13 protein-coding genes are annotated in these 11,905 nt (G+C 58.0%); 8 read left to right on the top strand and 5 right to left on the bottom strand.

Going from position 1 to position 11,905, the window contains the following annotated elements:
- Positions 1–481: 481 nt before the first annotated feature.
- Both ACPOL_RS14550 and ACPOL_RS14555 read right to left on the bottom strand, forming a co-directional pair.
- Positions 482–1,777 carry an SGNH/GDSL hydrolase family protein gene (locus ACPOL_RS14550; RefSeq protein WP_114207692.1) on the bottom strand — a complete coding sequence of 432 codons (1,296 nt, stop codon included), beginning with the start codon at positions 1,775–1,777 and terminating at the stop codon, positions 482–484.
- A 144-nt stretch (positions 1,778–1,921) separates the two neighbouring features.
- Positions 1,922–2,698, bottom strand: a complete 777-nt coding sequence (locus ACPOL_RS14555) for an SDR family NAD(P)-dependent oxidoreductase (protein WP_114207693.1) — start codon at positions 2,696–2,698, stop codon at positions 1,922–1,924.
- Positions 2,699–2,889: 191 nt separating this feature from the next.
- Between ACPOL_RS14555 and ACPOL_RS14560 the strand changes: the two genes are divergently transcribed.
- Complete coding sequence (locus tag ACPOL_RS14560; RefSeq protein WP_114207694.1) at positions 2,890–3,603, top strand: DUF72 domain-containing protein; 714 nt, start codon at positions 2,890–2,892, stop codon at positions 3,601–3,603.
- A 2-nt stretch (positions 3,604–3,605) separates the two neighbouring features.
- Positions 3,606–4,703, top strand: coding sequence for a YheT family hydrolase (locus ACPOL_RS14565; RefSeq protein ID WP_114207695.1), 1,098 nt, complete (start codon positions 3,606–3,608; stop codon positions 4,701–4,703).
- Positions 4,704–4,758: 55 nt separating this feature from the next.
- Here ACPOL_RS14565 and ACPOL_RS14570 read toward each other — a convergent pair whose 3' ends face one another.
- Positions 4,759–6,189, bottom strand: coding sequence for a glutamine synthetase family protein (locus ACPOL_RS14570; RefSeq protein ID WP_114207696.1), 1,431 nt, complete (start codon positions 6,187–6,189; stop codon positions 4,759–4,761).
- A gap of 200 nt (positions 6,190–6,389) precedes the next feature.
- Here ACPOL_RS14570 and ACPOL_RS14575 point away from each other — a divergent pair, with 200 nt between their 5' ends.
- The 6 genes from ACPOL_RS14575 (at position 6,390) to ACPOL_RS14600 (ending at position 10,045) form a co-directional block, all read left to right on the top strand.
- Positions 6,390–6,587 (top strand): hypothetical protein, encoded by a 198-nt coding sequence (locus ACPOL_RS14575; protein WP_114207697.1) that lies wholly within the window; start codon positions 6,390–6,392, stop codon positions 6,585–6,587.
- Positions 6,584–7,873 (top strand): ammonium transporter, encoded by a 1,290-nt coding sequence (locus ACPOL_RS14580; RefSeq protein WP_114207698.1) that lies wholly within the window; start codon positions 6,584–6,586, stop codon positions 7,871–7,873. Before ACPOL_RS14575 ends, ACPOL_RS14580 begins: the two co-directional genes overlap by 4 nt.
- 64 nt (positions 7,874–7,937) lie before the next feature.
- Complete coding sequence (locus ACPOL_RS14585) at positions 7,938–8,240, top strand: PadR family transcriptional regulator (RefSeq protein WP_114207699.1); 303 nt, start codon at positions 7,938–7,940, stop codon at positions 8,238–8,240.
- Positions 8,241–8,771, top strand: coding sequence for a hypothetical protein (locus ACPOL_RS14590; RefSeq protein WP_114207700.1), 531 nt, complete (start codon positions 8,241–8,243; stop codon positions 8,769–8,771).
- A gap of 15 nt (positions 8,772–8,786) precedes the next feature.
- Positions 8,787–9,215 carry a VOC family protein gene (locus ACPOL_RS14595; protein WP_114207701.1) on the top strand — a complete coding sequence of 143 codons (429 nt, stop codon included), beginning with the start codon at positions 8,787–8,789 and terminating at the stop codon, positions 9,213–9,215.
- An 11-nt stretch (positions 9,216–9,226) separates the two neighbouring features.
- Complete coding sequence (locus ACPOL_RS14600; RefSeq protein WP_114207702.1) at positions 9,227–10,045, top strand: VOC family protein; 819 nt, start codon at positions 9,227–9,229, stop codon at positions 10,043–10,045.
- A 49-nt stretch (positions 10,046–10,094) separates the two neighbouring features.
- On the opposite strand, the gene ACPOL_RS14605 is transcribed toward ACPOL_RS14600, so the two are convergent.
- Both ACPOL_RS14605 and ACPOL_RS14610 read right to left on the bottom strand, forming a co-directional pair.
- On the bottom strand, positions 10,095–11,087 hold the full coding sequence (locus tag ACPOL_RS14605; protein WP_114207703.1) for a serine/threonine-protein kinase: 993 nt from the start codon (positions 11,085–11,087) through the stop codon (positions 10,095–10,097).
- On the bottom strand, positions 11,084–11,896 hold the full coding sequence (locus ACPOL_RS14610) for a PP2C family protein-serine/threonine phosphatase (protein ID WP_114207704.1): 813 nt from the start codon (positions 11,894–11,896) through the stop codon (positions 11,084–11,086). The genes ACPOL_RS14605 and ACPOL_RS14610 overlap by 4 nt, the downstream gene beginning before the upstream one ends.
- Positions 11,897–11,905: the final 9 nt, after the last annotated feature.

The following is an 11,905-nucleotide window of genomic DNA, read 5'->3' on the forward strand; positions in this document are numbered from 1 at the left end:
CGCCATGCCCCCATCGCGCTGCTTGTTACGCGTATCGCATAATCGCTCGAACGCGCGATATGCTGCACGATTCCATATCCGTGCATGCGACCCAGCTGCGAGAGAGTTTTGAAACCAGCAAGTCAAGAGATCCTTGTAAATCTTTGTTCGCCATTTTCGACCCCTTGATATCTAGGCTTCCCGAAACGATAGCCCTAGATTCCTAGGTATGTCAATCATCCATTATTCTCGGTTGACTTCCTAAACGTGCCCAACCCACCGGCACATTTGCTCCTTGGGCCCGATGCCTTTGAATACGTGACGAAGGAGATGGAAGCACTTCGCTCGGAATTCGCCGAGTGGGAGGGTGCAACAAGGTCGACCAACTTTGAAGGGCTTGGATAGCTCTTTAGCCGATCAAGTCGGGGAAAATATGGCTACTCAGCTCTAGCGATCTGACGTTTCGAATGGCGCGTTCAAGCTGATGCACTGTTGGGGTAGATCATGGTTGGAATAGATCCAAGGGGACGGCGTCGGCCATAGCTCGATAACCCGCCGGCGACGGATGCAGGTGGTCGCCGCTATCATAGTCCGATCGCAAACGGTCGGAATGGCCGGGATCTGCCATGATCTTGTCGAAGTCGATCACCGCGTCGAAATGTCCAGCTGCGCGAATCCAGGCATTGACCATCTGCCGGTCTCGTTCGTTGGCGGGGCCGGGATGATAGTAGGCGGAGCCCGAAAACGGCATGATGGTTCCTCCGAGTACCTTGATGCCGTGGGCGTGCGCGCGCAGGATCATTTGCTCATAGGCTCCAATCATCTCGCGCACCAGATTCTCGTGCTGGCCTTCCGTGGCGTCGCCGGTCCGCGTCAAAGTGCCAAGATCGTTGATCCCTTCGAGAATGATGAGGTAGTGAGCGCCAGTCTGGGCGAGGACATCACGATCAAAACGCGCGAGGGCGTTCGGACCGAGTCCGTCGGCGAGCAGACGATTGCCGCCAATGCCTTGGTTGAGTACGGCAATCCTATTGGTGGCCGGGTTGGTGGCAGCAGGCTGCTGCAAGCGTGCAGAGAGATCGTCGGTCCAGCGGTCGTTCCCGTTGGTGGTCGCGCCGTGTCCGTCTGTTATCGAGTCTCCCAAAACAACAATGGACGCAGACTCGTGGGTAGCAGACACATCGACCCCTGAGAGAAAAAACCAATGATCAGCGGTGTGAGCGGTGGGTAGTTCCACGGCGGATGCCGGCAATCCTGCCGCCAGGTACGAAGTGGCGCGGGAACCGGGATGGCCAGTCTCCTGGCCTGGCGCGGATTCGATCTGCATTGTGATGGCCAGGTCAATCAACGGTAGCACCGGATAGGCGATCGAATCGGAGAGGTACTCTGCACCCATGGGGATTAGAACGTCCGTCCGCTGGTTGAATGTAACCACCCGATCCGAGGCAGGGTCGATCCTGCTCGTACTCGGCGACAAGGGGTGGGCGATGTGTACGGCAGTCAGGTGGAGAGGCGCAGTGCCGAATGCGTTCGAAATGCGCAAGCGGATCAGCGGTCCCCCAATCGAGAGATGCACGATCTGTCGAAGCGTTGCGTCATGCAGGTCTCCAGGAGGCGCTTGATTGCCGGATTCAGGAACTTGCTGCGAAGAAGCCCACGAACCGACCCATGATCCATTGCCGATTGCAGTGGACGCGATAGATGGATTTGACGGAGCTGGAGACTGCGCGTGTGCACCGAAGGTAGCAACAAGAAAAAGCAGGATGGTAGCGAGGTTCTTCTTCACCACGAATGTCATAGTCTCCGATGGGTGTTCAAGTACAAGAACATAGCTTTCCAAGCGAGGACGGTATTAGACCACCAGCGAAAGCGAATAGTGGGGGGAAGGCGAACCTATGGGAGGAACTCGAGAGTATCCGTGCAAGGAGCCCCATCAAACCCATCACTGGTTCACTCCACTCGCGAGGTAACCGCCGTCGACGGCCAAAATATGGCCGGTCACATAGGAGGCGGCTTCCGAAGCCAGGAAAATGGCTGCGCCGATCAGTTCATCCGGATGGGCGAATCTCTTCATCGGGGTCCTCATCTGCAACTCATTGCCTCGTGCCGTTCGATGGAGCAAGTCGCCATTCATCGCGGTGGGCACAATGCCGGGAGCAATGGCATTGACGCACACGCCATGCGGAGCAAGCTCGACTGCCAGCGACTTTGTGAGTGATCCTACAGCGGCCTTGCTGGCGCAGTAAGCCGCGACCTCATAGAAGGCCACGAATGTGCCAAGCGATGCAATGTTGATGATTCGCCCATTGCGCTGGGCCACCATTGACTGCCCGAATATCTGGCAAGCTCTAAGGGTTCCGGTTAAATTTGTCTCGACGATTCTGCTCCAGTCCTCTTCGGCGCATTCTAGCGTAGGAACACGTTGAGTGATGCCGGCACAGTTGACCAGGATGTTGATCTGCCCCAGGCTCGTGCGCACATCATCATGTAAGGTCTGCAGGGAATTGCGATCGCGTACATCGGCGGGCTTCACCAGAGTCCGGCGGTTGAGGGCGGTGATTTCGGCGGCGGTTCGTTCGACCTCATCGGGACGCCGGGAAGTCGCGACGACGTCGGCGCCTGCCCGTGCCAAGCCTAGAGCGATGGCATGACCGATCCCCGATGTCCCTCCGACGACGACAGCTAAGCTGCCGCTAAGATCAAATAAATTCTCAACCATCTAACCTCCCGAACAAGGAATTGCCAAAGACGAAATGAGCGGATTTTGCAGTGACTAGAATGAATATAGACGTCAAAATACATCGTCACGGCGGTTGCGCTTGGCGACGCGCAGGAATCCAGTTCTTCAGACGCCTGCAAAGCCTTGTTCTTCTACTAAGAGTTTCGAAGAGCTCGCGGTAAACTCGTGACATGACCATCCATATCGGAACATCAGGATGGGCGTACCCCAGTTGGAAGCCGGAGTTCTATCCGCCCAAGCTGGCCGCAAAAAAATTCCTGGAGTACTATGCGGCCCAGTTGAACTCGGTTGAGGTGAACTATACGTTCCGGCAGCTGCCTTCGGAGAAGATGCTTTCGGGTTGGATGGCAGCCACCGGGCCGGGCTTCACCTTTTCTTTCAAGGCTCCGCAGCGAATCACCCACTTTGCACGACTAAAGAACTGTAGGGAGGCGCTGGAGCAGTTCTACCTTGCACTTGCGCCGGTCATAGAGGCGAAGCGGCTGGGAATCGTGCTCTTTCAATTGCCGCCGAACTTCAAGGCCAATGCTGAACTGCTGGAGGAATTTTTGTCAGGGGCGCAGCGCGCTCCGCTCCGGCTGGCTTTTGAATTCCGCCACGAATCTTGGTTTCGCGACGAAATCTTCGACATCCTCAAACGGCATCAGGCCGCACTCAGCGGAGCGGAAAGCGACGAGTTAGAGTCTCCGGATGTCTTGACTGCCTCCTTTCGGTGTTATCGCCTGCGAAAATCCGACTACTCGGCAGCCGACCTGGACCGGCTGGTCACCGAAACGAAAGCGCGCGCGCGGGATGGCGATGTGTTCCTGTATTTCAAACACGAAGAGGCGCCGACCGGCGCGCTCAATGCCGTGCGTTTGCTTCGGCGAGTAGAGGAAGATTGAGAATGGCGGACCTACTGGCCTCTTCCCCGGGCATCCCCGTCGGCGCCTTTCAGCCCCGCCGGATTTTGCGCAATGGTCACGTAATGACTATTACCGGCAACTATATTCCACGACAGCACCAACTCCCGCCAGGGGAGCCATGGTTTGTTGAGGTCGAGCCTGCCTCTGAAGAAAGACGCTCGACGGTGGTGCGTTGTGACTGCGATTGGCAGGCGAAAGAGGTCCGCCGGGAGCGGCTGACCCTGGTTCTGGTGCATGGCCTCGAGGGGTCATCGCGTTCGCAATATATCTTGGGCACGGCGTCCCGCGCTTGGGCTGCCGGCTGTAATGTCGTTCGCATGAATATGCGCAGCTGCGGCGGGACTGACGAGCTTTCGCCGGGAATCTACCATTCCGGGCGCTCCGAAGATGTTGCGGCAGTCGTCGACGGGCTCGTCCGGGAACATGGCTTGCAATCGGTCGCGTTGGTCGGGTATTCGATGGGAGGCAACCTCGTCCTCAAATATACGGGTGAGGCGGGCACGGCTGCTCCTGCTCAGCTGCGAGCGGCCGTCGGTATATCGCCGCTGATGGACTTAGCCGCCTCGTCCAAAGCGTTGCACGAGCTGCGAAACCGGGTGTATGAGTGGAAATTTCTACACAACATGCTGCGCCGCTTTCGCAAGAAAGTAGCACTTTTTCCGGAGCTTTATTCCGAGGAAGGTTTAGAGCGGATCCGGTCGATGCGCGATTTCGATCAGAATGTTGTCGCCCGCTACGGCGGTTTCGCCGATGCTGACGACTACTACCAAAGCGTTGCCAGTTCCAGAGTTGCGGATCGATTTGCGGTACCAACCCTGATTATCCATGCGCTCGACGATCCGTTCATTCGGATGCTCGCGTCTACTCGCGAAACGCTACTTGGCAACGAGCTAGTCACCTTCGTCGAAACGCAGTACGGAGGGCATTGTGCCTTCCTGTCTCCCGATTCGGGCAGCGATCGACACTGGGCGGAGAAGACTTTGGTGCAATGGTTGCTCGCCTTGGACGACCCGTCCCGGGGCGACAACGCTACGGCTGTCGCTAACGAGTTGGCAAGCGGAAGACAGAGCGGGCAATGAGAACAGCCCCGGCTCCGGACCGGGGCTGTCCTCTACGCGCTTAGCACGCCTTAGCCTAGAACCAGTTCCAGAGGTATTGGTTGTAGACTTCGTGGTGATACTGGACCTCTGGAGCCTTCACGAAGGTGCCCAGAAGCCGTGGACAGCGGTCGGCGGAACCCTGCTTGAGATCGGCAAACCTGTCCTTGACGTCATCCCCGAGGATTGTCGAAACCCACTTGGACCCTCGAAAGTCTTCAAGCGCCGTGTAGATATTGTCGGGCAGATACCGATTTGCCGAACGCAGGTTCTTGATCGTCGAGATGTCGCCGTCAAGGCCGGTGCGGAACAGCGAATAGAGCGCGAGATAGGGATTGGCGTCGGGTCCCACGGAACGGACTTCGACCCGCATACTCTTCGAATTGCCGATGGGAATACGGACCATTGAACCCCGGTCAGTCGCTGAGGCCTTGATCTGATTCGGTGCTTCAAAGTGGGGATCGAGGCGCCGATAGGCGTTGACGCTCGAGTTAAGCGGGAGGCAGAGATCGCTTCCGCGGGTCAGAATGCGGTCCACAAACTCCCAGCCGAAAGCGCTGAGTTGTTCCTGGCCTTCCGCGTCCCAGAAAAGGTTGATTCCGTCCTTGGTGATCGACATGTTGGTGTGCATGCCGCTGCCGTTGACGCCGACGACCGGTTTCGGCAGGAAGGAGGCGGTAAATCCGAGGCCGGTCGCGATCTGGCGACAAAGCAGTTTGTAGAGCTGGATCTGGTCGGCGGCCGCGACTACTTCGCCATAGCTGTAGTTGATTTCAAATTGCGATGGCGCGACCTCGGGGTGGTCTTTTTCATTCTCGAAGCCGAGTGCGCGTTGCACCTCGGCGGCAGAATCGATGAACGTCCGCAATGGATCGCCAGGCAGCGAATGGTAGTAGCCGCCCGTGTTCACGTAGTCGAACCTTCCGGTCTGATGAAAATGCCGTTCCGCATCCCGTCCCGCAAAGAGAAAACCTTCGATTTCATTGGCCGCGTTAAGGGTGAATCCTTTTTCGGCGTAGAGCTTGTCGGCATACGCCCTCAGGACGCTGCGCAGATCGCCGGAGTAGGGGCCGCCCTGCTTGTCGATCACCTGACCGAAGACGAAGATCTTGCCAGACCCGAGGATGTCGGCAGGAACCCAGTAGAAGGCGCTCCAGTCGATTCCAAGCCGCAGATCGCTTTCTTTCTGCGCGGTGAACCCACGGATCGAGGAACCATCAAAGGTCAGGTTGTCATAGCTCTTCACGAGAAACTTCTTGTCGTAATCGAGCATGTGCAGGCGACCTTCCAGGTCACTAAACAGCACCGTGACCGCCTTGATGCGTTTCTCGTCAGTGAGGTACTTCAGGCGTTCTTCTTGAATTTTGTCCGCGGCAACTCGATTCTTGCGCTGCTCTTTCGCGGCCAGGTTCTTCTCTTCGAGCTCTTCATATGAGAGCGTCAGGAAATTCCGGATTTCGATCGACATGCGTCTCCTGCTGTGGTGGAGTTATGGCTTTCTTGGGAGCCATTTCTTGCCAAGTTATAGGGTAACGTGGGGGGACAAGGGAGCTGAGCGGTATAAAAAGTTCTGATGATCGGGATAGAAGATGATGATAGTTCCGACATCGTCGCGTGAACCCGCGCATTGCCCGCAAGCTTGTGTTTAGATTTCAAGGACGAGCATCTATGAGAGTCCTCAGCCTGCTTCTCCTTGTCGCCGGATGGTTCCTGGTTGTCGCCGCTATTACCCTTCTCAGGCAGGGTTTCGTTGCAGCCTTTGCCATTGCGGGCGTCGCCGTTGAGTTGCTGGGCCTGATCCTGTTCGCTCGGACGCAAATCCCCGCGCCGCGTTCAGTCGACTCGTTTGTGGAGCGGAGATATTGAATTCGTTTCCGCCGTTTGATCCCAGAATGATCCTTTGCCTGACCTCTATCTTCTTGATCCCGCTGGCCATAGTGGGACTGGCGCTCATGAACGCCGGGTTGGGAAGATCGAGGAATGCCGCCCACTTGCTGGTTTCGACGCTCGGGGTGCTCTCAGTCGCGGTAGCCGTCTACTTTGTCTGTGGCTACGCCTTCCAGGGTTCACCAGGTCTGGCATCGTACTGGTTCAAGACGGAAGGAAAGCAATGGGACTGGATCGGCGGCGGGAAGTTCTTCTTCCGCGGTGTGGTCTTCGACGGATCGCTCCGCTCCTTGAACCTCCTCTTTCAACTCTTCTGCGTTGGTCTGGCAGCCATGATCCCACTCGGCTCGGGAGGAGGCCGCTGGAAATTAAGCGCTAGTGCAATCTCCTCGGCAGTGCTTGCGGGCTGGACTTATCCCTTGTTCGCGCATTGGGTCTGGGGCGGGGGATGGCTTGCTCAGCTGGGCACGAACTTCGGTCTCGGCCAGGGTTTCGTGGATGTGGGAGGCTCGACGACCATCCATGCGGTTGGCGGGCTGACCGGGCTTTGCGTTGCCTGGATTCTTGGTCCACGCCTCGGCAAGTACAGTCCGCAAGGCATGCCGGCGGCCATCCCAGGCCACGACATGGTGATGGCTGGGCTGGGGTGTCTCCTCGCTTTCGTCGGCTGGCTCGGATTGAACTCCGCCGGAGCGGTATTGTTCGCGAATATTCCTCTCAGCCAGGTTGTTCTGGTCGGCGTCAACACTGTTTTGAGTACCGCCTTCGCGATTCTTGCTGCTGCCATCTATACCCGGATACGCTTTGGGAAGCCGGACACTTCGCTTTGTATGAATGGCTGTGTCGGCGGCCTGGTAGCGAGCAGCGCCGGGTGCGCCGTATTGGGTCCGCCTACCGCCGCCCTCACTGGCGCTCTTGCCGGGATCCTGGTCGCTGCCTCAGTCGAGTTCCTCGAACTTCGCTTAAAAGTCGACGACCCCGGCGGCTCCATTTCCATGCACGGGGTCTCAGGCCTATGGGGGGCTATCGCAGTAGCCCTGTTTGCTCCGAACCACGCAGGCCAGTGGCTGGCGCAGCTCACGGGCATTGCGACCGTTCTGGGTCTCGTTCTGCCGTTCTCCTATGGAGTTCAGTGGGGAATCGATCGCGTATGGCCAATGCGGGTCTCTCCCGAAGCCGAGCGCCTTGGTCTGGATCTTCACGAACTGGGTGCAGGAGCCTATCCCGAGTTCATGATCCATGGGGACGAGTTCCTCGGCAGCTGAAGCCCCGCCCTAGGGGCTCTTATTTACTTGACATTTCCAACTCTACATATGTAGAGTTGCGGCCATGAAAGCTCGGCTGTCGCCCCAAACGCTGCGCCTCTTCGAAGCTTTCCTCGTCGCTCCGAGCGAGTGGAGGTATGGCTATGACATCAGCCGGAACACGGGTCTGAAGTCTGGCACACTCTACCCGATATTGATGCGGCTTGCAGAACGGGATCTGCTGGAAACCTCCTGGGAAAGCCCGGAGGCGGGCAAGCCGGCTCGACATCTCTACCGGCTGACCCCGAATGGCTTGCAGTTCGCAAGGCAGCATCGCCTCGCTTTCCCCATCGGACATCTCGGTACGGCGGCATTTGGTGAGGGATAGATGTCGGCTATACGGCGAATCACGATCAAGCTCACACGCATCATCCTTCGGCATGCGCCGGCCGATCGCCGTGAGTGGGCGGCCGCAATGGGCGCGGAGGCAGATTCTATCGAAAACGACTTGGCGGCGCTCCTCTGGCTGCTGGGAAGCGCTGTCGCAATTACCAGGATGTCAGGCCACCCTTCTCGGAAGAGATTGAAGGGGATTTCAGACGATATGGAGGGAGCGATGAAAAGCAACCGGCAAAGGGCCTTAGGCATGTTTTCCGGGGTTGGGATCGCGGTGTTGACAGCGCTCTGCGCATTCAGTCTCTTGCAGCTGTTATTCCATTTGATTCCCTCGCTGAATCCGGCGAGTGCTCCCTGGTTAGCGTGGCTGGTCGTCCTCGCTTTGCCGCAGATCGGCTTCTTCGCTGCGGCCACCGCCTTGTGGCAAAAGAGGAGGTCCATGGCACTAGGCATCCTGCTCTCGGCGGTTTTTCTTGGCGCTCACGTTGCGATCCACCTCGCCACGCACGGCGACGGCCAATAAGATCGGGAGGTTCTCATGGCACCTAATTCCGCCCAAACACGGACGAACACCATCGCACCTTGGCTGAATGTCCTCAGAAATGCCAAGGCAGTCGAATTCTACAAGTCGGCTTTCGGCGCCACCGAAGTCTACCGTCACGATGGCGGTGACGGCATCATCGCGCGACTTTCCATTGGGGGAGCAGAGTTCTGGCTCAGTGAGGAAACTTCAGAGGAGGGAAATTCCACACCGGGATCTCCAAACGGCGGCTCGGCCCGAATGATTCTCACGGTAGCCGATCCAGATGCCGTATTTGCCCAAGCTCGTGCGGCCGGGGCGACCGAGGTCTATCCAGTCGGTGAGCAGCACGGCTGGCGAGTTGGACGGCTGGTTGACCCATTCGGTCACCATTGGGAGATTGGCCGACCCTCCGCGTCACAGGACGGAAATCCGAATCAACATTGAGAGGATTCAGAATGACAAAAAACCGTTCTCTCCCCAGTGACACCCTTCTGCCGCACCTTCAATATCGTGATGTTGTCGTAGCGGTTGATTGGCTTGCGCGAACCTTCGGGTTCAGCGAACACTATCGCTATGGTGATCCGGTCAGCGGTGCTCAGATCTTTCTTGGCGATGCGTTCCTCATGTTGAAGAGAGCGCCGGCTGAGGCGCTACCGGCGCAATCCGTCTGTCGAACTCAGAGCCTGACCGTCCTCGTTGACAATGTGGATGATCACTTCGCGCAGACCCAGGCTGCAGGTGGCAATATCGTCGAAGAGTTACACGAGACCATCTACGGAGAGCGGCAATACGGAGTGGTCGACTTCGAAGCTCACCACTGGCTGTTCTCTCAGCACGCCAGCGATCTTAGTCCTGAAGAGTGGGGCGCCACCACGGTGCAAGCTCCTCGCCATACGACCGAAGCGTCGCCGCGCCCCCGGTTTTGCTATATCGAGATCCCGGCAACTCATGTCGCCGAGTCCATGGCGTTCTACGAGAAGCTCTTCGGCTGGAAGATCCGGCGTCGCGATAGCGATCGTCCTACATTCGACGATGCGCCGGGAAACATCAGCGGAACCTGGGTTCTTGGCCGCGAAGTGGCCATGCAGCCCGGTCTACTGCCGTATATCTGGGTAGACAGCATCGACGAAACGCTGGGATTGGCGGTCGCCTCGGGTGGTGAAGTTGTCTCGATACGAGCAGAGGATGCGAGCGGCGGCGTCATGCGGATCGCCACCTTCCGTGATCCGGCAGGCAATGTGGTAGGTCTTTTTCAGGAAGACTCCCGATCCTAAAAGTCGGCTGCGCGGGCTTGACAAGAGTCCAACGGAGTTGGAACGCCGACTATCGCTCGGCCACCCACATCAGAAGACCGAAGATCACGATCGGGATGAGGGCCAGACCGGCATAGAGCATGGCCTTCTTCTGCCATGGTTCGCGACGCTGCTTCCAGTCCTTGAGCGCCGCTCGATCCTCGATGCCGACCTCCTCGGGATGAGCGAGATCATGGGCGAACTCTCGCGCATTGGGATAGCGGTGTTGCGGATCGCGCTCCATTGCGCGATAAACAATCTCCTGCAGCTCCGGAGAGATAGAAGGGTCATGCACCCGGGGCGGGACGGGATTGTTAAGCAGGCGCTCGTTCATGATGGAGAAGGGATTCGGGCCATCAAAGGGCAGCTTCCCCGTTAGCATTTCATACAGCATCACACCCACGGCGTAGAGGTCGCTCCGGGCATCGCCGCGCTTTCCCTTCACCTGTTCCGGGGAGATGTAGTTCGGCGTCCCCATTACCTGGGTCAGCTTGGCGAACGTCAGCCGCCGGACTCCTTCCCGACCGGCAAGTCCGAAGTCAATCAACTTGATCTTGTCTCCAGGATGTTCCGGGTCTCCGGGAACAACCATAATATTTTCCGGCTTCAGGTCGCGATGGATCACGCCGTGACGATGGATGTAGTCGAGCGCGGCGAGGATTTCCCGAGTGATGCTGACTGCGCGCTCTGGGGGCAGTTTGGGGTGTTCGGAGAGGATGTTCCGTAACAAGCGGCCATCGACCCATTCCATCACCATGTAAACCTGGCTGCGCTCGGAATCCGATGCGGGCTTGATTACCTTCATCACCCCAGGATGGTCCATGGTTTGTCCAATCTGCTCTTCCCGCTTGAAGCGGTCGTAGAAGAGCGGGTCAGACTCCATCTCAGGATGGGGAATTTTGATCGCAACTTTACGGCCATCGTTTAAGTCGGTGGCGCGGAAGATGGAAGCCATCCCGCTGCGGGCAACAAGTTCTTCAATCCGGTAATGATCGAGTTGGTCGCCGGCATGAATGGCATTCATGGAATGGGCATTTTCGGCAATTTGTACAGTCTTCCGCGGTACATGCCGACGCTCTCCACGGCGCGAATACGGATCAATTGAACACTGACATTATCGCTGCCGTCCCGAGCGTTCGCAAGCGCCACCAGCTCGGCCGCAGCGCTCTCCAGTTCGACCGACGGGCTTAGTATGCCGGTCATATCGGCAGGCGCGACCGAGCGGTGGAGTCCATCGGAACAGAGCAGAAGGGTATCTCCAGGAATGAGCAGATGATCGCCGGTGTCGACGCTCACAAACATCTCGTTTCCGAGCGAACGGCTCAGTAAGTTCGCCGTAGTCGCGGCCGCAGCCTGCCGGGCGCTCAGGATGCCCCTACCCAGTTGCTCGTTGGCGATTGTGTGGTCGCGGGTGAGCCCAGTGACGCGCCCGCGCCGGATCAAGTAAGCGCGAGAATCACCAACGTGGGCGACCACGGCGCGGTCATAGCGGATTGCGCAGGCGACAATGGTGGTCGCGATGGACCCTGCAGGAAGGCCGGATCCTGCTGCTTCAAAGACGCGCTGGTTTGCTCTTTGGATAAGCCGCGGAAGAGCAACGGTGAGTGCTTCGCTTGAGGAGATTGAGGGTAGGCCGGTAAGCAGGGTCTCGATGGCGATTCGGGAGGCTATTTCTCCGCCGGCTTGTCCACCGACGCCATCGGCTACGGCAAAGCACCAACCTCGCGCTTCTGCTTCCTCGGGAGTCGCCGGCTGATAAGACCCGCAATAGTCTTCGTTTTGGTCGCGGCTGGGGCCGGTGTCCGAAAATTCTGCGAATTCAAGATCGAGCATGGACGCTTA

Source organism: Acidisarcina polymorpha, from assembly GCF_003330725.1.
Taxonomy (GTDB): Bacteria; Acidobacteriota; Terriglobia; order Terriglobales; family Acidobacteriaceae; genus Acidisarcina; species Acidisarcina polymorpha.

What these genes read in the sequence shown, in the direction of transcription:
- ACPOL_RS14550 (WP_114207692.1), bottom strand. Translation starts at nt 1,777, where the DNA reads ATGACATTCGTGGTGAAGAAGAACCTCGCTACCATCCTGCTTTTTCTT.
- ACPOL_RS14555 (WP_114207693.1), bottom strand. Translation starts at nt 2,698, where the DNA reads ATGGTTGAGAATTTATTTGATCTTAGCGGCAGCTTAGCTGTCGTCGTC.
- ACPOL_RS14560 (WP_114207694.1), top strand. Translation starts at nt 2,890, where the DNA reads ATGACCATCCATATCGGAACATCAGGATGGGCGTACCCCAGTTGGAAG.
- ACPOL_RS14565 (WP_114207695.1), top strand. Translation starts at nt 3,606, where the DNA reads ATGGCGGACCTACTGGCCTCTTCCCCGGGCATCCCCGTCGGCGCCTTT.
- ACPOL_RS14570 (WP_114207696.1), bottom strand. Translation starts at nt 6,189, where the DNA reads ATGTCGATCGAAATCCGGAATTTCCTGACGCTCTCATATGAAGAGCTC.
- ACPOL_RS14575 (WP_114207697.1), top strand. Translation starts at nt 6,390, where the DNA reads ATGAGAGTCCTCAGCCTGCTTCTCCTTGTCGCCGGATGGTTCCTGGTT.
- ACPOL_RS14585 (WP_114207699.1), top strand. Translation starts at nt 7,938, where the DNA reads ATGAAAGCTCGGCTGTCGCCCCAAACGCTGCGCCTCTTCGAAGCTTTC.
- ACPOL_RS14590 (WP_114207700.1), top strand. Translation starts at nt 8,241, where the DNA reads ATGTCGGCTATACGGCGAATCACGATCAAGCTCACACGCATCATCCTT.
- ACPOL_RS14595 (WP_114207701.1), top strand. Translation starts at nt 8,787, where the DNA reads ATGGCACCTAATTCCGCCCAAACACGGACGAACACCATCGCACCTTGG.
- ACPOL_RS14600 (WP_114207702.1), top strand. Translation starts at nt 9,227, where the DNA reads ATGACAAAAAACCGTTCTCTCCCCAGTGACACCCTTCTGCCGCACCTT.
- ACPOL_RS14605 (WP_114207703.1), bottom strand. Translation starts at nt 11,087, where the DNA reads ATGAATGCCATTCATGCCGGCGACCAACTCGATCATTACCGGATTGAA.
- ACPOL_RS14610 (WP_114207704.1), bottom strand. Translation starts at nt 11,896, where the DNA reads ATGCTCGATCTTGAATTCGCAGAATTTTCGGACACCGGCCCCAGCCGC.